We start from the raw sequence: 19810 nt of genomic DNA, 5'->3' as shown, positions 1-19810 counted from the left end.
GTGTGCAGGGCGATGTTGACGTTGTAGTTCTTCGCCACCTCGCGGGCGAACGCGGCGAAGCCCAGCGAACCGGCCACCATGTCCTTGGTGGAAGCCCCGGACCAGTACGCGGCGCCGCCGGTGGAGACCTGGACGATGCCGTCGGACTCAGCCTCGGCGAACCCGCGCAGCGCGGCGTTCAGAGTCTGGGAGGACGTCACGTTCACGGCCGGGAACGCGAAGCCGCCTGCCTTCGCGCGGTCGATCATCTCGAAGTAGATTTCTGGGGTTGCAACGGGCATGCTGACTTCCTTGATTTGGGGGTATTCGACCGCAGTTGGACGGAATTGGGTCTTAGCTGGTGTACAGGGTGACGGGATCATCACGCACAAACAGACGGCGGGAGCCGGTGCCGTGCTCGATGACCCATATAACCTGGCCGTTGTCTGCGCAGTCATCTACAAAGGCCGGGTAAAGGAACGAACCGTTGGACCACACGTGAACACAGTCCCCGTGCTGCAGGGTAGCCCACTCATGGACAGGCTCCTGGCCCGGGAAAAAGCGCCTTCCCCCGGTTGCCTCCTTGAACATGTTCTATTCCTTCTTTTCCCGCCACGGCGGGTCAGTCAGCTGCGCCGTGCATCGCACGGCCGGCCCCAAAAGCCTCTGGACAAGGCAGAACTAGCGAACGACTTCGTGCGTCATGCCGAATGGAACCTGGTCTGAGAGAGCGGCCGTATAGTGTCCCGGCCGGTTGCGGACGACCAAGATACCGTGATCGCCCGTAAGCATTGCCAGCTCCTGGAGCGTCTTGACGGCTTCATTGAGGCGCTCGTCCAGGACGCGGCGGCTGGTGACGTGAATATCGATGGAGTCAAGGAGGGCGGTCATGGTGTTTCCTTTCTGTTTTCGCTGAGCGGGTTCCCGCTGCGCCTGCACTTCGGTGAGGCGGCAGCATTCATCTCCAGGCCTTGCGGTGTGAGTGGCATCACATATCGTGGTTGCTGTAGCAAAGGTATCGCGCATAAATCATATAGTCCAGCTTTATTTAGCAACCGTCCCGAACCGGGGAGCGCGAACGCTCCACTCGCCGGAAGCCCGGGCCGAAGTTAGTTTTCGGGCGACGGCGGTCCCTCCGTGAACCCCGCCCAAAAGGGTGGTTCAAACAATCCGAAATTGGGATTTCTCCTACACGTTCTTGGCCGGACGATGGAGGCTTAGCCCATTCAGGAGGCAGAGTGACCGCACTGATCGCTGAACTGGCCCAGATACAAACCCAGCGGTGACGCGCTGCAGGCCCCAGCGAAGTCCAGGTGGGCTGCGTCCGAACTGCAGGGCGCTGCGCACACTGCGCGACACCCTTGGAACAGCACAGGAAACGCGATAAGGGAGAGTTTGTGTGGGAAAAGTAGAGTCTGGTGATCCAGTCGTTCTTGAGGTTACTGCGGTGCCGTCACCAGGCCGGCCGGTTGTCCTCCTTCGCCCCGGGGAATTTGTCCAGCTATCACAAAGCCCGCCACCGCGAAACCGCGACCTTGAGATACAACAACTCATCCACGACCTCGCGGTGCTGGCAGCAACGCATGCCCCGCGTTCTACCGGTACAACCTCGCCCCGAAAGTTCGAGTGAAGCTGTCGGTGACGGTCGAAAAGTGAGCCATTGCGTGGGAGAGTGAGCTTTACGTGCCGGCACGTCCTGGCGGCAGCCGAAGGCCTGGTTGCGCTTTACCCGGCTTCGGGCAAAACGCAACCAGGCGCCTATTGCGATGAGCAGTTGAATCCGCCTGCGGCTCCGAATCTTTCTTGTAGCCGTGAGTATTGCTTAGATAATTGGAAGCTTTTCGAGATCTTCGACATCGTCTGAAGAGCGAGCAGGGGATGCTTCTTGTTTCGTCCGCGTTGATTCGTGCTGCGAGTAGAACCATATGGGTATGTAGAGTGCCAGTACGATAAAGCCGAGCCAGGTTGGCGCCCAGCCGATTTCCAGGCTGTTGAGATAGACCACGCCGATCAGGCACAAGGGCAGATTAAACAGTCCGAAGAGCATGGCGACACGGTTCCATCCCTTGGGTGCTTTGAAGGGCCTTTCCAGGTTTGCCAATGCCGGATGTTTTTTGGCCTTGACGTAGGCGAACAAGCTGATGCCGTTGGCACAGGTGTAACCGATCGCGGCAGCCGCAAGAATTGCCGTCATGGATCCCATCGAAATGAGGACCATGTTAAACGCTGCTGTGACGAGCAAGGCGATGAACGGGGTTCCGTGGCGGTTCGTTTTGCCGAAGATCTTGGGAAGGTTGTTCTCCGCAGACATCGAGTGCAGAGCGCGCGAGGAACCCAGGTATGCGGTTTGGATGATGAGTATCATGGCCGCGATTAAAATGATGATCGTGATGGTCGTGCCCGCCCCGCCAAATACCGCTTGGGCGACTGGAATTAGGGGCGAAATCGGCTCGGCGATGACGCCGTCAACGCCAAGTACACCGATGACTGCAGCTTGCACCAGGACATATGAGAAGAAGCAGATGATTCCGCAGGCGAAGAGGGCTTTGGGAACATCTTTGGATGGGTTTTTGTATTCAGGACCGTAAATGGCGGCCGTTTCCCAACCGCAGGCGCTCCATTGTGCAATCGCGAAGATGCCAAAGAGAATCAAGATGTGGTGCATATCCCAGGCCCAGTCAGCCGGCATCCAACTGCCGGTGATGTTGTCCAGTTCAACATGGCCGGTGGCAAAAGGCGCGAAGGTCAGGATTATGAGGGGTATCAGCGAAACTGCCGCAAGGATGTAACCCAGGATGGCGCCGTCCTTGAGGCCGAACCAGTTGATCACGAACAGTCCGGCGAAAATTACCAAGCCCGAGATCAACGAGAGCTGATACTCGGTGAATGCCCCAGCCAGCACCGGAAACAGCCCATGCAGGTAGCCGCCGACCAGGATGGCAAAGATCGCCAGCACCGGGTTCCAGGCAAACCAGTAACTCCAGGCGCTGAAGCCACCGATCAGCTTGCCCTTGTCATACTTGCCCTTGTAGTTCTCAGTGCGAAATATGTGCTGGGCATAGCCCGGAAGGCCTGAAGCCTTAGGGAAGGTTGTGGCCATTTCAGCGTACGCGGCGTTTTGCATGAAACCCTGAATGACTGATAATCCCCAGACAAGGATTGCCGCGGCAGACAAATACAGTGGGATATAACCCAGAGACGGCAATATCAGCAGGGGCACGCCCAGCGAAATGGACAGCCCCTGCTTCCAGTCGATTGATCTTTTCAAGTGATTGGCTGTATTCAAACTATTTTCACTCATGAAATTCTCCTTTGAATAGCGGTGAAAACTAAAGAGTTCTGCTGGTACTGGTGACGCGCGCGTTGCCTTTGCCAGGCACCTGTGCGATCTGCAGCCGAAGGGGTGTCCCGTGCTGAGTGGGAGTACCGGATCTGCGGGCTGAAGGGGGTTCCCGAGCGTGCAGATACGAGGCGGAGATAGGGGTTAGCTGCCACTGTTTTTTAGTTCGCAGAGACCCAAAGGTCACAGGTTGTACTGCCCCAGGTGAGCCTGGTGGTTGCTCTTCCTGCCACGCTTGGTGGTTGCCTCGCCTTTGAGGCGAACGCTTCGTCAGTTGTTCGACGATATGAGCGCTACATCGGGTTTATATTTCGAAGTATCGGAAGGAGTGCGACTTCAGACCTTCCGGGTTGGGTCCGTACATCGTGACCATGCGTGCGTAGACCGGGGCCCAGTACCGGCCGAGCTGGCCGGGATTAACGCGAGCCGAATCGCCGGCCTTCAGGATGACAGTCTTGCCCTCACTCTCCACGTGGAGCTCACCTTCGAGAACGAAATTTGTCTCGCTGTGGGGATGGAAGTCTTCCCAACCGCAGGACCTCAGTTCCCACTCCGAGAGTATGAAATCATCCCAGCTGCCTACTGGATCGGCATTGATGAATCTGCAGTGCAACCGTTGCCATTCGTCCTTCATGGGCTTCATGGATTGAATCGGCCAGAAGTCGATCTTTTCCCCTGCAATAGGTGCCAAGGGCTGAGAGTTGCTGGTAGTGGCCATAGTTTTTGAACCCTTTCTTAAGCGCGCGATCTGCTGTGCGAATGCTTCGGTGGATCCGGGGTCAGATTGCGCCATCGTGATGTGGGTCACGGCGATGTCCACTGTGACAGGGACATCCGTTCAAGTCAATCGTTCGAAAGGATAGGTGCGGGGCTCGAATGCCGCATCAAAGAAAATTGAGAAAAAGCAAACATGAACGGTTGACTTGCACAGTTGTTCATGTCACCTTTCTTGTAGCGGCAAACGTGACTGGCATCACAGCACGTAGCTCAGGCCGGCGCCCAGGAGGCCATCCGCGAGGCTAGGGCATGTCGGCTTTATTTCGATCCCTGGAGCCCCTACAGGGGTATCACGTTGACCTTCACGGCACTTCTGCACCGCATCACAGATCACCAGTTCTTCCCCCATTTCAAAGGAGAAAATCATGGAAACCACCCTCATCGGAACGCTCAGCCACGCCGGATCCATCCATAAGGTGGAAAGCGGTTATGTCGGGCTGCCGTCGATGAACGAACCCGGCACTGTGGCCGCCATCGGCGACTCCCTCCACAACCCGCAGGGCTCGGTCATGTGCGCCGGATTCTTTGAGCTGAAGGCTTCCGAGCCGCTGGTCTACACCTATACGTACGACGAAATGAAAGTCGTCATTAAGGGTGAGTTCATCCTCACCGATGAGGTGACGGGCGAGGTTACGCACGCAAAGGAGCGCGACGTTCTGTTCTTCCCCAAGGGCACAACAGTGAAGTTCGAGACCCCTGAGTATGCCCTGGGGTTCTTCGTCGGCGACCGCAATTTCGCTGCCTAGACCCCAACCAGCGGCACCGCCGTACACGCCGGCGACCTAACAATCTTTGTAGAGGAGAAAACCATGGCATTACGAGTCGGAATCATTGGCGCCGGGCCCAGCGGCCTGGCACAACTGCGGGCGTTTGAATCAGCGCGCCAGAAAGGCGCCTCGATCCCCGAGATCATATGCTTCGAGAAACAGGGCGACTGGGGTGGACAGTGGAATAACAGCTGGCGGATCGGGCTGGACGGTCAGGGCGAGCCGGTTCACTCCAGCATGTACCGGCACCTATGGTCGAATGGGCCCAAGGAGTGCCTGGAGTTCTCGGACTACTCCTTTGACGAGCACTTCGGCCGTCCGATTTCCTCCTTCCCGCCCCGCGAGGTCCTCTTCGACTACATCAAGGGCCGCGTGGAAAAGTCAGACGTTCGCAAGTACGTCAAATTTAATACTGTTGCCCGCCACACCAGCTACGACGAGGCAACGCAGGAATTCACGGTGACGGTTGAAGACCTCAAAACCAACCGCACGGAGACCCACGTGTTCGACAAGCTCGTAGTGGCCACCGGCCACTTCCACGTCCCCGCCGTCCCCGAGTTCAAGGGCATCGAAACCTTCCCGGGCGAGGTTCTGCACGCCCATGATTTCCGCGGCGCCGAGCGCTTTTACGGCAAGAAGCTGCTCATGATCGGCAGCAGCTATTCCGCAGAGGACATCGGCATGCAGTCGCACAAGATGGGCGCCGCATCCATCACCCTCAGCTACCGCACGGCTCCGATGGGTTATCACTGGCCGGAGAACACGGTGGAGCGCCCGCTGGTCACCCACTTCCAGGGCCGTACAGCGTATTTTAGCGACGGCACACACGGTGACTTTGACGCCGTCGTCCTCTGCACCGGATACCAGCACAAGTACCCATTCCTGCCCGGTGAGCTCTCACTGAAATCACCGAACGTGCTCTACCCCGGCAACCTCTACAAGGGCGTGGTGTGGCTGCAGAACAACAACCTGTTCTACCTGGGCGCCCAGGACCAGTACTACACGTTCAACATGTTCGACGCGCAAGCATGGTTTGCCCGCGATGTGATGACCGGAAAAATCCACCTTCCATCCCTCAATGAGCGCAAGGCGGATATCCAGCTCTGGCTAGACCGTCAGGCCGCACTGTCCGATCACGACGCAGAAGCCGATTTTCAGACGGACTACCTGCGGGAACTCATTGAGGCAACAGACTACCCTCCCTTTGATCTGGACGCCGTCTGCCAGTTGTTCAAGGACTGGATGCGCCACAAGCACGATGACATCCTGGGGTACCGCGACATGCTCCACCGTTCAGTGGTCACCGGCACCATGGCGACCAAGCACCACACGCGATGGATCAATGCAATGGATGACTCTATGGAGCGCTACCTGCACGGAGCCTCCCAGGATCTGGACAACGTGGCACCTGACGATCTTACGGAGACCGTAGCGGCCACCTAACCAGGGGCACGTGGTGTCGGGCCGTCGGCTGGGTTACCAGCCGGCGGCTTGCCACGTGCGGAGTTGGTGGAAGTATTTCCAAAAGCTTTGGATGTCCGGGCAGATTATCCGCGTCCAAGGAAAACGAACGCAAGTTCAAGTCAAGCGTTCTAGACAGGATAGGAATCTTTCACTCTCCAGGCAATAGTCTTAAGAGGTGTCCCAAGAGGGCCGCCGAACGCGAGACTGGAGAGTGAATTATGCGGGTGTCCTCAAAAGATCGAAAAGAGCAGCTGATTTCAGCAACCGTGGAACTTATGAGGCGCGAGGGTGTTCAGTCTGTAACCATGCGCGCCATTGCCAAAGAGGCCAATGCTCCCTTGGCCACTGCCAATTATTGCTTTAGCGGTAAGGAAGAGCTCATGGAGGCGGCCGCCGAGGCCTGGCTGAAAAACCTCAGCAGCTTTTCCGGGGATGTCCAGCCCCACCTGGGCCTTCGTAATGCGGTGGAACAAGTGGCTCAAGGTTATTGGCGAGCACTGGAAGAAGAGCCGGGCAGCCTCCTTGCTGAGATCGAGCTCATTTTGTGGGCAACACGCGGCGCCCCCGTCAGCCCGCTGGCCGCTAAGATTTATCCTGCCTACGAAGTGGAGCTGGGAGGTATATTCTCCTCGGCAGCCCAAAGCAATGGCGACGAGTGCCGTATTGGCATCCCTGAGCTCGTAAGGTCTTTCCTGATGATCTACGATGGGGCGGCCCTTCAATACCTGACCGACCCAACGGCGGCCGACCACCGCGCCGTGTTCTTCATGACGCTTGATGCACTGCTGACCAGGGCCGGCGTCTGAGGACAACTCTGCCGCTCACCGCGGCAACGCGAGAGTCAACGACCTAAAGGATCTTCTTGCTGGTCCCCCACCACTATGACAGTGCCCTAGATGTCTCAGGCGGAGCGGCCGCCTCTTCGTTACGTGCCGCCCGATCGAGGGATTCAAGCACCCGGGCATTGTTCGCCGCGTCCGTGAGATCGTAGCGGAGCGGAGTACCGTTCAGGACGCTGTCGGAGAAGTGCTCGCTCATCCGTACGAAGTGATTTTCTCCCTTGATCTTGTGATAAATCGTGTCCTTTCCGAAGTGGTGCTCCTCCAGGACCGAATCCTCCTCAAGAAGGCCAAACGGATTATCGAGGTAGAGGCGGCCCTCTGTTCCGGTTAGCTCCAGGAAGTTGCGGCGTTCGAGGTTTACCCCGGTATCGAACAGCGCTGTTACGCCGCCGGGGAAGCGCAGTATGCCCGCAATACTGGTGTCGATTCGATCCTCGTCGTTGGCGTCGCGGTAGTTGCCGAATGCGTTGACTCGGCTCGGTTCCTGGGCGGTAACCATCCGGCTGACGTTGACGCAGTAGCATCCCGTGTCGAAAAGTGCGCCGCCGCCGAGCTGGCTGTACCAGCGGATGTTGTCACCGCTGCCGGCGTCGAACGAATGCCCGACGTGAATAAAGGTCAGTTTGCCTACGGCGTTGCCCGCGAGCAGTTCCTGCAGCTTTTCGAAACGCGGGTGAAAGCGGTACATGAAGCCTTCCAGGACTTTCAGCCCGGTCTCCTCGGCCTTACGTCTAACCTGGTCGCATTCGGCGGCGCTGGTAACCAATGGTTTTTCACAGAGTACGTGCTTGCCTGCGTCCAGGGACTTCAGTATCCACTCGAGGTGGAGTGCGTTGGGCAACGGAATATACACAGCGTCGATGTCCGGGGAAGCAAGAAGCGCGCCATAAGAGCTGAATGCCTGCGGAATGCCATGCCTGTCCGCGTATTCCCTGGCCTTTTCCTCCGTGCGGGAGGCGATGCCAACGACTTCCCCGTTCTTCGCCGCCTGCAGTGCCGGGATTGTCTTACGGACGATACGGGCGGTGCCAAGGACGCCCCAACGCAATTTATCGCTCATCTACATCTCCTTTTGACAACGTATCCCGTCGAGACAATTTCGGAGCGAACCGGCACAACCATGCCCTGGTTACCTACCCGCGGCGAATGGTGCGCGTACGTGCAAGGGCAGTGACACCGGTGATCAGCCCGACCAGTCCTGCTGCAAGGCCGAGCCATCCCGCTGCTGATCCCGCATCAGTGGCAGAGGAGGTGCTGGAAACAGCCGCGGCCGGAACGGCGGCGTTGGGAGCTGCAGTGCTGTGCTGTGTGTGGCCGTCCGTCTTTTCCGTCGTAGTGAAGGCCGGCGCGGGGTACTTTGGTTCGGGTTGCCCCTCGCTGATGTCCTGTTCCCATTTCACGGTGTTCCCGTCTGTGTATGTCTGGGACGCAGGCAGGATCAGTTGGGTACCGGCCTTGGGCAGCACCCCGACCGAGATGGAAAACGTTTGGTACTCATGAGGACCGATCTGATGAGCTTCATCTGCTGTCCAGATGACGGAGGTCGGTGCCTCGGTGACCGTTGCGCCGTTGACGGTGACGGGCTGTGGCAGTTCACTGTTCACCACCTCCGCCTTCCACCCGACCACGGGCTTTACGGAGACGGAGGTGAATGGCGTCTCCGTGGGCAGGGAGACTTCGAGTTTGCTGGTTTTGGCCGTTTCGGACTCGTTGGGCACCCGGAAGGTCAGTTGCGTGTAGCTGCCCTCGGCGGTGCCGTCAGGGTCGACGCGGACGTGGGCAGAAGCTGCGCCCGTGCCCAGGGCCATCAGCCCGGCAGCCAATGTCGTGGCAGCAATGGTGCTCAGGGTACGGCGAGGTGAGGTCTTCATGGCAGGATGCCTTTCGCGGAACTATGGGATGGTGCGGTCAGGAGGCTATCCGGCCGCCTTGGCCCGTGTCCGACGGCGGCGCTCCCCTGTCGTTGTTATGGATGGCTACAAACTGTAAGGCCTGGCACGTGTCCAGGCCTTACAGTCTCCCTGGATCAGGGCGTGAAAATGACGAAGAATTTCCTGATTCGCTCCTGGATTTCCCAGGTGCCCTTCCAGCCGATGGGGAAGATAGCTGCGGTTCCGGCCTCTACGGTAATCGGCTCTCCGCCATCCTCGGTAACCACCATGCGGCCTTCAAGGACGTAGATCGACTCGCCACGCTCCAGGAACTCCCACCGTGAAAGGCCCGGGTCAGCTTCCCAGACTCCGGAGAGGATCCGGGAATCATCGCTGGTAAAGGGGATGGTGATCCGCGTGGGAATCTCGTCGCCCAGCACTTCGGCCAGGGGTGGACCGAGCGGTGCTTCGTCCAGCTTCCCCTGGAAGAGGGCGGTCGGCTCGAAAGTTATGCTCATGTGAATCTTCCTTTCTGGGTTGCTCCCCCGGGACGGGAGAGTCGGTGTTTTATTGATGGTTATTCGAGGATCTCGCCGGTGGTTTCGAAGGCGGCGATTTTGCCGATGCGGCGTTCATGGCGTTCGGCATTGGTGAATGGTTCTGCCAGGAATGCCTTGACCAGTTCGGTGGCCTCTTCGACGCTGTGCTGCCTGCCTCCGACGGCCACCACGTTGGCATCGTTGTGCTGGCGGGCGAGCTTGGCTGTGTCAAGGTTCCACGCGAGGGCTGCACGGACTCCCTTGACCTTGTTTGCGGCGATTTGCTCGCCGTTGCCTGAGCCGCCCAGCACGATTCCGAGCGCGTCCACGCCTGCCGCCTGGTCGGCCACGACGGCGGCGGCGGCGTTGATGCAGAACGCGGGGTAGTCGTCCTCGGCGTCATAGGCGGCCGGTCCGTGGTCCACCATCTCGTAGCCGCTGGTTGAGAGCGAGGTGATCAGGTGGGAGCTGAGCTCCATGCCGGCGTGGTCGGTTGCGATGTGAACGCGCATTGTGGGTCCTTCAGTATTGGTAACGGTGATGGGCGGCCTGCTGCTAGGCGAAGGCGAGCTGGCCCTTCGCGCGCAGTGATTCGATGGCCTCGGCAGGGGAAGGTTTGCCGTACACGGCCGAGCCGGCGACAAAGACGTTGGCGCCGGCCTCGGCGGCACGGGTGATGGTTTCTTCCGTGATGCCGCCGTCCACCTGGATGGCTACGTTCACTCCTGAACCGTCGACGGCGGCACGGGCACGGCGGATTTTGGGCAGCATCACGTCCAGGAAGGCCTGGCCGCCGAATCCCGGTTCGACGGTCATGATCAGCAGCATGTCCAGTTCGGAAAGCATGTCCAGGTACGGTTCCACCGGTGTGGCAGGGCGCAGGGCCATGCCGGCCTTCGAGCCCCGGGCGCGAAGCTCGCGGGCAAGCTTGATCGGCGCGTTCGATGCTTCTACATGGAAGGTGACCGAGGCAATCCCGGTGTCAGCGAACTGGGGGGCCCAGGTGTCAGCATTGGAAATCATCAGATGGGCATCCAGCGGCACGGGGCTGACCTTCTGGATCCTTTCCACGACTGGCAGGCCGATGGTCAGGTTCGGGACGAAGTGGTTGTCCATGACATCCACGTGGACAGCGTCGGCGTTGCTGATGCGGGCAAGCTCTGCTTCGAGGTTGACGAAGTCGGCCGACAGGATGCTGGGATTGATGCAGCAATTCAGGGGTGGCTTGGACATGGTGTCCGCCTTTCTGGTCTGCGCCCACTGCGCGGGACCCGATGGGTCCCGCGCAGTGCGCAAGGGTTCAGGATGCTTCCGCGCGGTGGTCAGGATGCTTTCCGGGCGGTGGAGAGCGCGCCTTCGACGTCGGCCAGCAGTTCCTTCCAGCTGGCCACGAACTTGTCCAGGCCTTCGGATTCCAGGAGAGTGACGACGTCGTTGTAGGAGACGCCGAGGCGCTCGAGGGCGTTGAGCACTTCCTGTGCTTCCTCGTAGGTGCCGGTGATCGTGTCACCGGTGACCACGCCGTGGTCGAAGGTGGCGTCCAGCGTTTTCTCGGGCATGGTGTTCACCACGTCGGCGGCGGCCAGTTCGGTGACATAGAGGGTGTCCGGGTAAGCAGGGTCCTTCACACCGGTGGAGGCCCACAGCGGCCGCTGCCGGCGGGCGCCGGCTTGAGCCAGGACTTCCCAGCGTTCGGTGGCAAACAGCTCCTCGTAGACCTGGTACGCCAGGCGCGCGTTGGCGACACCTGCCTTGCCCTTAAGCGCCCTGGCCTCGTCCGTGCCGATGGCGTCAAGGCGCTTGTCGATCTCGGTATCCACACGGGAAACGAAGAAGGACGCCACCGAATGGATCTTCGAGAGGTCGTGGCCGTTCTCCTTGGCCTGTTCCAGGCCGGCCTGGAAGGCATTGATGACGGCGCGGTAGCGCTCCAGCGAGAAGATCAGGGTCACATTGACGCTGATACCCTCGGCCAGAACGGAAGTGATCGCCTCAAGGCCCTCAAGGGTGGCCGGGATCTTGATCAGGACGTTGTCCTTGTCCACCTTCTTGAACAATTGCTTGGCCTCGGCGATGGTGCCGACGGTATCCCAGGCGAGGCGGGGGTCCACCTCGATGGACACCCGGCCGTCAACACCGTTGGTGGCGGCGGCGATAGGGGCGAAGAGGTCGCAGGCGTCCGCGACGTCGGTGGTGGTGATCTCGAAGATCGTCTCCTCCACGCCGGCGCCCCGGGCGGCAAGCCACGCGATGGCAGCGTCGTAGTCGGTGCCCGAGGTGATCGCGGCCTGGAAGATGGACGGGTTGGTGGTTACGCCCACGACGTTTTTCTGGTCGATGAGCTTCTGCAGCCCGCCGCTGGAGAGCCGGCCGCGGGAGAGGTCGTCCAGCCAGATGGATACTCCGGCGTCGGAGAGCTGCTGGGTGGGAGTAGTCATTGTCTTTTTCTCCTGAAATCGGTTGTTAGGCCTGCAGGCCTGCGAGGGAGTCCTTGGCGGCGGCTGTGACTGCTTCCGCCGTGATGCCGAACTCCTGGAAGAGACGCTTGTAGTCAGCCGAGGCGCCGTAGTGCTCGAGGCTGATGGAACGGCCGGCGTCGCCGACGAATTCCTTCCAGCCCAGGGCAAGCCCTGCTTCGACGGAGACGCGGGCCTTGACCGCGGGCGGGAGGACCGATGCGCGGTAGGCAGCGTCCTGCTTGTTGAACCACTCAACGCAGGGCATGGAGATGACGCGGGTGGCGATGCCTTCGGCCTGGAGTGATTCACGGGCCTGTACTGCCAGCTGCACTTCGGAGCCGGTGGCGATCAGGAGCACCTGGGCCGGGACGGTAGCACCGTCCTTGGATGCCTCGGCCAGGACGTAGCCGCCCTTGGCCACACCGGCCGGGGAAGCGAAGGTGTCACCGTCGGCGGTCCCCTCGCCGCGGGTGAACGTCGGAACGTTCTGGCGGGTCAGGACGATGCCGGCCGGGTTGTCGTGGTTTTCCAGCATGGTCTTCCACGCGATGCCGACCTCATTCGCGTCGGCCGGCCGGACGACGTCCAGGCCCGGGATCGCACGCAGGGTGGAGAGCTGCTCCACCGGCTGGTGGGTGGGGCCGTCCTCGCCCAGGCCAATGGAGTCGTGCGACCACACGTAGATGGACCCGACACCCATCAGGGCTCCGAGGCGGATGGCCGGCTTCTGGTAGTCACTGAAGATCAGGAACGTCCCGGAGAACGCGCGGGTCTTGCCGTGCAGGCTGATGCCGTTGACGATCGAGGCGGCGGCGTGCTCGCGGATGCCGAAGTGCAGGACGCGGCCGTAGGGGTTGCCCTTCCACGCTTCCGTGGAGCGGGAAGCCGGGATGAATGACGGCGAGCCCTCGATGGTGGTGTTGTTGGACTCCGCGAGGTCGGCCGAACCGCCCCAGAGCTCCGGCATGACCGGGCCGATGGCGTTCAGGACCTTGCCGGACGCGGCGCGGGTGGAGACGTCCTTACCTGCCTCGAAGACCGGCAGGGCGGCGTCGAGTCCGGCGGGCAGCCGGCGGGCTTCGACGCGCTCCAGCAGGGCGGCACCCTCGGGGTTGGCGGCCTGCCAGGCGGAGAAGGACTCTTCCCATTCGGAGCGGGCGGCCGCGCCGCGGTCCACAACCTTGCGGGCGTGGGCAAGGACGTCCTCATCCACCTCGAAGGACTTGGCGGGGTCGAAGCCCAGCACTTCCTTCAGGGCTGCAACTTCATCGGCTCCGAGGGCTGAACCGTGGATCTTGCCGGTGTTCTGCTTCTTGGGGGCCGGATAGCCGATGATGGTGCGCAGCGAGATGATGGACGGCCTGGAGGTCTCGGCCTTGGCCGCCAGCAGAGCCGAGTACAGCTCCTGGACGTCTTCAACGTATTCGCCCGTCTCGGTCCAGTCCACGCGCTGGGTGTGCCAGCCGTACGCTTCGTAACGCTTCAGGACATCCTCGGTGAACGCGATGTCGGTATCGTCCTCGATGGAAATGTGGTTCTCGTCGTAGATGACAACAAGGTTGCCCAGTTCCTGGTGGCCGGCCAGCGAGGAAGCCTCAGAGGTCACGCCTTCCTGGATGTCGCCGTCGGAGGCAATGACCCAAATGGTGTGGTCGAACGGGCTCTGGCCGGCGGGAGCATCGGCGTCGAACAGGCCGCGCTGGCGGCGCTGCGAGTAGGCAAAGCCCACCGAGGATGCCAGGCCCTGGCCCAGCGGGCCGGTGGTGATCTCCACACCGGCAGTGTGCTTGTACTCAGGGTGGCCCGGGGTCAGCGCACCCCAGGTCCGCAGCGCCTGAAGGTCCTCCAGTTCCAGGCCGTAGCCCGAGAAGAACAGCTGGCTGTAAAGGGTCAGCGAGGAATGCCCCGGGGACAGGATGAACCGGTCACGGCCGATCCACTCCGGATCACGCGGATCGTGGCGCATCAGCTTCTGGAAAAGAAGATACGCAGCAGGAGCCAGGCTCATCGCGGTCCCCGGGTGTCCGTTGCCCACCTTCTCAACGGCGTCGGCTGCCAGGACGCGGAGTGTATCCACCGCGCGCTGGTCCTGGGACGTCCAGTCCAGTACCGCAGTATCAGGACGCGGGGCGAGTACGGCATTTGCTGTCGGGTTCACTGTTAATCCCCTTTGATTAGATGATTTGGCCTGCAGCGGCCACACGAATTTTCGCTTGGATCCATCTTTGCGAAACAAAGGGGTAGTAGTAATCCTGTTTTCTGGCAGTTTTTACTATACTTTAGGACTGGGTGGTGTGATCCACCTCTCCCCGACCAGCCACTAGGAAGATGACATGACCGTTACAGACCTGCCATGGCCGCTGTTGCAGACCGTTGCTGCCCTGGCTGATGCCCCTCTGGCCAAGATAGCGGAACGGCTCCGTAACGCCACCCTGCCCTACATCAAGAGCAGTGCGCTGGTCATCTTCACCGAGGACTGTACTGGCAGGCCCCAGAAGAAGGCGGGTGCGGAGGACATCATTTCCCGTGTGAGCATCCCGGAATTGGACGAGCTTCGCGCCCGCCTGGCAGATGAAACGCCTTGGTTCGGGGAAGCCGACCTGGCCGGCAAATCCCGGCAGGTGCTGGCTCACAAGCATGCCGCCAGCCAGGCCCTCCTGGTTCTCACCGATCCCTACCCCACCGGTTCGGGAGATGACGCCAACCTGGACCTTGTGACATTCCTCTGGCGCGTCGCGGCGCGGCGAATCCAGGAAAAAGTGGCTGATGCACCGCCGTCGTACTTGTTGGAGTCCCGGGCAGCATCAGCTGAACGCATCCGTGTGACGGCCGAACTGACCGATCTGCATTCGACCACTCTGGAAACCCTCATGGCAGCCCTGCGCTCAGCGTCCTTGGACGATGCAGCTGCCCGCACAACCGTCACTGAACTCACTGCCAAGGCCCTCCTCGGACTGCGGACCCTTAGTGACCGCACCACAGACATCGCAGAAGAGCCCGTCGCGAAGGCCTTCGAACGGCTGCGGGAGGACTTGCGGCCGCTCACGGGCTTTAGCGGCATTGACGTCCAGTTCATCGAACCGCCGCTGAACGGCAGGGCCCTCCCCGGTGAAATCGCCCATGCTGCCCGCGCCATCGTCCGCGGACTTGTCCTGGCCATGATGGAACAAACCGACATCACCAGAATCCGGACACAGTGGGACTGCGATGGCGGAAACCTGCTGATCAACGTGCGCGATGACGGAGGCGGTGCACTCACCGCCGAAACGCCGAGCATCGTGGGCCTGCAACGCCGGGTCCAGGCGCTCTCCGGACAGCTGCGGATGGACGTCATGTCCGGCTGGGGGGCAGACATCTTCGTATCGCTCCCCCTGGACCCGCCCGCGCGCCCCACCGGTGACGTAGCCGGATGGAACCTTGCCGCAAGGGAACTCGAGGTCCTCCAGCACCTCGCCGCGGGACACCGCAACCGCACTATCGCGTCAACAATGGGCATCAGCGAGAACACGGTCAAGTTCCACGTGCGAAACCTGTTCAGGAAGCTCGACGTCGGGTCACGAACCGAAGCAATCGCCTTGGCCCATAGCCACGGACTCCGGTAACGCCGCTCTCTGACACCAGCAGAGGCGCGCCGGGCGTTCCCGGCGCGCCTCACTTACTCACTCCTGGTGGAATTGCTGCCTACTGCGAAACCCTGGCGAGGGTTTCCTGCTCGGCGCCGATGGTGGTGTTGTCGCCGTGGCCGGTGCGGACCACCGTCTCGGGCGGCAGGACCAGGAGCCGCTCCCGGATCGAGGCCAGGATGGTCGGGTAGTCACTGTAGGACCGGCCGGTTGCGCCCGGGCCGCCGTTGAAGAGCGTGTCCCCGGTGAAGACCGTTCCTTCGCTTTCAAGATAGAAGCAGGTGGAGCCAGGGGAATGGCCGGGCGTATGAATTGCCAACAGCGCCGTTTCTCCCACCTCGAACACGTCTCCGTCTCCGTGGTACCGGTCCGGTTCGTAGTCCGGGTAGACCTGCTTCCACAGGACCAGGTCCTCCGGGTTCAGCACGATCGGGGCGCCCACGGCGTCCGCAACCTCCCGGGCGGCGCCGATGTGGTCGTTGTGCGCGTGCGTCAGCAGGATGGCCTTGACCTTCCGCCCGCGGACCTGATTGATGATCGCGGTGGCGTCGTGCGGGGAGTCAATGATCACGCATTCCTCGTCGTTGCCCACGATCCAGACGTTGTTGTCCACATCCCACGTGCCGCCGTCGAGCGAAAACGTCCCCGAGGCGACCAGGTTTTCAATCCTGACGGTCATTAGATTGCACTCCTCTGCGTCAGGTCGACGACCGAGCGCAGGACCTTGCCCTTATGCATCCGTTCGAAAGCCTCCTCCACTTGATCAATGCTGATGCGTTCGGTGACGAAGGCGTCCAGGTCCAGGTTGCCCTGCTTGTAATGACTGACCAGCATCGGGAAGTCACGGGAGGGCAGGCAGTCGCCGTACCAGGAGGACTTCAGCGACCCGCCCCGGCCGAACACGTCCAGCAGCGGCAGCTCCAGCGTCATCTCCGGCGTCGGGACGCCCACCAGGACCACCCGGCCGGCGAGGTCGCGGGCGTAGAACGCCTGCTTGTACGTTTCAGGACGGCCGACGGCGTCAATCACCACATCAGCCCCATTGCCGCCGGTCAGGGTGCGGATGGCTTCCACGGCATCTTCCTGCTTGGAGTTCACCCCGTGCGTGGCACCCAGGGACTTGGCCATCTCGATCTTGTTGTCATCAATGTCCACGGCGATGATCGTCGTGGCACCCGCGAGCTTCGCACCAGCGATCGCCGCGATGCCCACACCACCGCAGCCGATCACGGCCACGGACTCGCCCCGCTTGACCTCACCGGTGTTGATCGCCGCACCAATGCCGGCCATCACACCACAGCCGAGCAGGCCCACCGCGGCAGCATCGACCTCAGGGTCCACCTTGGTGCACTGTCCTGCCGCGACCAGGGTCTTCTCCGCGAAGGCGCCGATGCCCAGCGCGGGAGACAGCTCGGTGCCGTCCTCCAGGGTCATCTTCTGCGTGGCGTTGGCCGTGTTGAAGCAGTACTGCGGCTGGCCCTTGGCACACGCCCGGCACTGCCCGCACACCGCACGCCAATTCAGGATCACGCGGTCGCCCGGGGCCACCGATGTCACGCCGTCACCGACTGCACTGACCACGCCGGTGGCCTCATGGCCCAGCAGGTACGGGAACTCATCGCCGATGCCGCCCTGCTTATAGTGCAGGTCCGTGTGGCAGACACCGCAGGTGAGAATATCCACCAGCGCCTCCCCCGGACCCGGATCCGGCACCAGGATGGTCTCCAGCGAAACCGGGGCATCCTTCTCCCGGGCTACCACCGCTTTGACTTTATGGACCATTGCTTAGTTTCCTTTCATGGATCCGGCCGGACCCCGTGACTTGGCGCCGCGGAGCCAAGATGGTGGCCATAAGCCGGATGTGTTGTTGTGCCGCCACCGTTCCGTCCCGGGCGCCGTCAATCTGTACCGATCAAGCCGGGACGAGGCACGCCTGCCGCGGGTTCAGCGCAGCACCGGGATCCGGCGAGGCTGCCATGAGGTTTGCCAGCCCCAGTTGGGCGACTGTTTCACCGAAGACATGGTCGGGGTCCAGTCGGCGGAGTTCTTCGGCGAGGCAGTCGCGGAGGCTGCGGCGGGGAAGCGAGATCCGTTGGGCGGGCTGGCCCGGCTGCGTCAGTTCAGCGACGGTTTGTCCGGGGCGGAGGAGCTGGATGTCGCCGTCGGGAAGTGTGAGGCGGACCCGGCGGAGGCCCGTGCCGGGGGTGCCCGGCACGATGGTGACGGGGACGTTCAGCGCGGTGTTCAGCCAGGCTGCCATCAGCAGCGGGCTCGGGGAATCCGGGGCGCCTTCGACTTCGGCGGCCAGTACCTTGGTTGAGCTGGTTTGGTCCAGGACGGCGGCGAGTTGGATGCGCCAGTTGGTCAGGCGGGTCCAGGCGAGGTCGGTGTCGCCGGCTTTGTAGGTGGACCGGATGTTCTCCAGTGCAGCCTGCGGGTCCGGTTCGTTCGCGGAGTCAGTGATCCGGCGGTGCGCAATCCGGCCGATGGAGGTGTCGCAGGCGCTTTCCGGGGCGCCGTGCGGCCACCAGGCCACGATCGGTGCGTCCGGGAGCAGCAGCGCGGCGACCAGCGACTCGGATTCGTGGGCGAGCTGGCCGTAGCCGCGCAGCACGATCACTTCCGAGGCGCCGGCGTCCCCGCCCACCCGGATCTGCGCGTCGAGCCGGTCCGGTGCGTTTTTGCCGGCGTCGGCCAGGACGATGATCCGGCAGGGGTGTTCCCGGCTGGCCTCGTTCGCGGCTTCGATCGCTTCTTCCTCAAGCCCGGACTTCGTGACCACCACCAGGGTCAGCACCCGGCCGAGGGCGATCACGCCGCCCTGCTCGCGCAGGGCCATGATCTTCTTGGACACATTCGAGGTCGTGGTATCGGGCAGGTCAACAATCATGGCCTTCTCCAGGTTCGTCCGTCACGGGCCAGCAGCTCATCAGCACTGGCCGGGCCCCAGGAGCCCGGGGCGTACGGTTCGGGCTGTTCATCCAGGGTGGCCCAGTAGTCCTCGAACGGGTCAAGGATCTTCCAGGACAGCTCCACTTCCTCATGCCGCGGGAACAGCGGCGGCTCACCGAGCAGCACGTCCAGGATCAACCGCTCATACGCCTCCGGGGACGACTCGGTGAACGAGTGCCCGTACCCGAAGTCCATCGTCACGTCACGGACTTCCATCTGCGTGCCCGGGACCTTGGACCCGAACCGGATCGTCACACCCTCGTCCGGCTGGACCCGGATCACCACGGCGTTCTGCCCAAAGTCATCCTCCCCATGGTCACGGAACAACAGGTTCGGGGCACGCTTGAACACCACCGCGATCTCCGTCACCCGCCTCCCCAGCCGCTTGCCCGCGCGCAGGTAGAACGGCACCCCGGACCAGCGGCGGGTATGGATGTCCACCCGGATCGCGGCGAACGTCTCCGTGGTCGAATCGGCCGGGATGCCCTCTTCCTCCAGGTAGCCCTGGACCTGTTCCCCGCCCTGCCAGCCGCCGGTGAACTGCCCCCGCGCAGAGTGCGTGGACAGGTCCTCCGGGAGCTTGACCGCGGCGAGGACCTTTTCCTTCTCCGCCCGCAAATCATCGGCGTTGAACGAGATCGGCTCCTCCATCGCGGTCAGCGCCAAAAGCTGCAGCAGGTGGTTCTGGATCACGTCCCTCGCGGCGCCCACGCCGTCGTAATACCCGGCCCGGCCGCCGGTGCCGATGTCCTCGGCCATCGTGATCTGGACATGGTCCACGTAATTCGCGTTCCACAACGGCTCGAACAACTGGTTCGCAAACCGCAACGCCAGGATGTTCTGCACCGTTTCCTTGCCCAGGTAATGGTCAATCCGGAACACCGCATCCGGCGGGAACACCGACTCGACAATGTCGTTCAACGCCCGGGCGGACTCCAGGTCGTGCCCGAACGGCTTCTCGATCACCACCCGCCGCCACTTCTCACCCTCGGCCTGCGCCAGCCCGTGCTTGGACAACTGCCGGCAGACCTGCTCAAACGCCTTCGGCGGGATCGACAAATAAAACGCGTGGTTCCCGCGGGTCCCGCGGACATCGTCCAGTTCCTTGATCGTCTCACCGAGCCGCTCAAACGCGCCGTCGTCGTCGAACTCGCCCTGGACAAAACGGATGCCCTCAGCCAGCTGGTTCCACACCGC

Annotated in this window: 20 protein-coding genes; 4 read left to right on the top strand and 16 right to left on the bottom strand. The window is 61.9% G+C overall.

The genetic code is table 11. The annotated features are described in order from the left end of the window. From B5520_RS22005 to B5520_RS21985, 5 genes are all read right to left on the bottom strand, one after another. Positions 1 to 281: class II fructose-bisphosphate aldolase (locus B5520_RS22005; protein ID WP_176156958.1), on the bottom strand; the 281-nt coding region annotated here is incomplete at its 3' end. Positions 282 to 333: 52 nt separating this feature from the next. Then, positions 334 to 570: a hypothetical protein gene (locus tag B5520_RS22000; RefSeq protein WP_079599193.1), complete on the bottom strand. Its 237-nt coding sequence runs from the start codon at positions 568 to 570 to the stop codon at positions 334 to 336. Positions 571 to 660: 90 nt separating this feature from the next. Further along, complete coding sequence (locus tag B5520_RS21995; RefSeq protein WP_079599192.1) at positions 661 to 870, bottom strand: hypothetical protein; 210 nt, start codon at positions 868 to 870, stop codon at positions 661 to 663. A gap of 931 nt (positions 871 to 1801) precedes the next feature. Then, positions 1802 to 3280, bottom strand: coding sequence for an APC family permease (locus B5520_RS21990; protein WP_079599191.1), 1479 nt, complete (start codon positions 3278 to 3280; stop codon positions 1802 to 1804). A 343-nt stretch (positions 3281 to 3623) separates the two neighbouring features. Then, entirely contained in the window at positions 3624 to 4127 is a 504-nt protein-coding gene (locus B5520_RS21985; protein WP_254865674.1) for a cupin domain-containing protein, read from the bottom strand. Positions 4128 to 4461: 334 nt separating this feature from the next. Between B5520_RS21985 and B5520_RS21980 the strand changes: the two genes are divergently transcribed. From B5520_RS21980 to B5520_RS21970, 3 genes are all read left to right on the top strand, one after another. Beyond that, on the top strand, positions 4462 to 4842 hold the full coding sequence (locus B5520_RS21980; protein ID WP_176156957.1) for a cupin domain-containing protein: 381 nt from the start codon (positions 4462 to 4464) through the stop codon (positions 4840 to 4842). A 63-nt stretch (positions 4843 to 4905) separates the two neighbouring features. Further along, complete coding sequence (locus tag B5520_RS21975; protein ID WP_079599189.1) at positions 4906 to 6306, top strand: NAD(P)-binding domain-containing protein; 1401 nt, start codon at positions 4906 to 4908, stop codon at positions 6304 to 6306. Positions 6307 to 6545: 239 nt separating this feature from the next. Next, positions 6546 to 7133: a TetR/AcrR family transcriptional regulator gene (locus B5520_RS21970; protein ID WP_079599188.1), complete on the top strand. Its 588-nt coding sequence runs from the start codon at positions 6546 to 6548 to the stop codon at positions 7131 to 7133. Between the two features lie 73 nt (positions 7134 to 7206). Here B5520_RS21970 and B5520_RS21965 read toward each other — a convergent pair whose 3' ends face one another. The 7 genes from B5520_RS21965 to tkt form a co-directional block, all read right to left on the bottom strand. Further along, positions 7207 to 8229 (bottom strand): Gfo/Idh/MocA family protein, encoded by a 1023-nt coding sequence (locus tag B5520_RS21965; protein WP_079599187.1) that lies wholly within the window; start codon positions 8227 to 8229, stop codon positions 7207 to 7209. A 73-nt stretch (positions 8230 to 8302) separates the two neighbouring features. Beyond that, positions 8303 to 9040 (bottom strand): YcnI family copper-binding membrane protein, encoded by a 738-nt coding sequence (locus tag B5520_RS21960; RefSeq protein ID WP_079599186.1) that lies wholly within the window; start codon positions 9038 to 9040, stop codon positions 8303 to 8305. Positions 9041 to 9195: 155 nt separating this feature from the next. Then, positions 9196 to 9558, bottom strand: a complete 363-nt coding sequence (locus B5520_RS21955) for a cupin domain-containing protein (RefSeq protein WP_079599185.1) — start codon at positions 9556 to 9558, stop codon at positions 9196 to 9198. A 59-nt stretch (positions 9559 to 9617) separates the two neighbouring features. Next, entirely contained in the window at positions 9618 to 10091 is a 474-nt protein-coding gene (locus B5520_RS21950) for a ribose-5-phosphate isomerase (RefSeq protein ID WP_079599184.1), read from the bottom strand. A 43-nt stretch (positions 10092 to 10134) separates the two neighbouring features. Further along, on the bottom strand, positions 10135 to 10812 hold the full coding sequence (gene rpe / locus B5520_RS21945) for a ribulose-phosphate 3-epimerase (protein ID WP_079599183.1): 678 nt from the start codon (positions 10810 to 10812) through the stop codon (positions 10135 to 10137). 89 nt (positions 10813 to 10901) lie between these two features. Beyond that, positions 10902 to 12017: a transaldolase gene (gene tal, locus B5520_RS21940; RefSeq protein WP_079599182.1), complete on the bottom strand. Its 1116-nt coding sequence runs from the start codon at positions 12015 to 12017 to the stop codon at positions 10902 to 10904. A gap of 25 nt (positions 12018 to 12042) precedes the next feature. Continuing rightward, entirely contained in the window at positions 12043 to 14145 is a 2103-nt protein-coding gene (tkt, locus tag B5520_RS21935) for a transketolase (protein ID WP_104443670.1), read from the bottom strand. A gap of 226 nt (positions 14146 to 14371) precedes the next feature. Between tkt and B5520_RS21930 the strand changes: the two genes are divergently transcribed. Then, entirely contained in the window at positions 14372 to 15640 is a 1269-nt protein-coding gene (locus tag B5520_RS21930) for a helix-turn-helix transcriptional regulator (protein ID WP_079599180.1), read from the top strand. A 79-nt stretch (positions 15641 to 15719) separates the two neighbouring features. On the opposite strand, the gene B5520_RS21925 is transcribed toward B5520_RS21930, so the two are convergent. From B5520_RS21925 to zwf, 4 genes are all read right to left on the bottom strand, one after another. Further along, on the bottom strand, positions 15720 to 16340 hold the full coding sequence (locus B5520_RS21925; protein WP_079599179.1) for an MBL fold metallo-hydrolase: 621 nt from the start codon (positions 16338 to 16340) through the stop codon (positions 15720 to 15722). Beyond that, positions 16340 to 17443 carry an S-(hydroxymethyl)mycothiol dehydrogenase gene (locus tag B5520_RS21920; RefSeq protein ID WP_079599178.1) on the bottom strand — a complete coding sequence of 368 codons (1104 nt, stop codon included), beginning with the start codon at positions 17441 to 17443 and terminating at the stop codon, positions 16340 to 16342. The genes B5520_RS21925 and B5520_RS21920 overlap by 1 nt, the downstream gene beginning before the upstream one ends. A 130-nt stretch (positions 17444 to 17573) precedes the next feature. Then, a complete protein-coding gene (locus B5520_RS21915) occupies positions 17574 to 18551 on the bottom strand; it encodes a glucose-6-phosphate dehydrogenase assembly protein OpcA (protein WP_079599177.1) in 978 nt (325 codons plus the stop codon). Next, positions 18548 to 19810: glucose-6-phosphate dehydrogenase (gene zwf, locus B5520_RS21910; protein ID WP_104443669.1), on the bottom strand; the 1263-nt coding region annotated here is incomplete at its 5' end. The genes zwf and B5520_RS21915, both read right to left, overlap by 4 nt.

The organism is Arthrobacter sp. P2b (assembly GCF_900168295.1).
In the GTDB taxonomy this organism is placed as follows: Bacteria; Actinomycetota; Actinomycetes; order Actinomycetales; family Micrococcaceae; genus Arthrobacter.
Note: the sequence above shows the minus strand (reverse complement) of the source record. Positions and strands in the feature narration are given on the sequence as shown.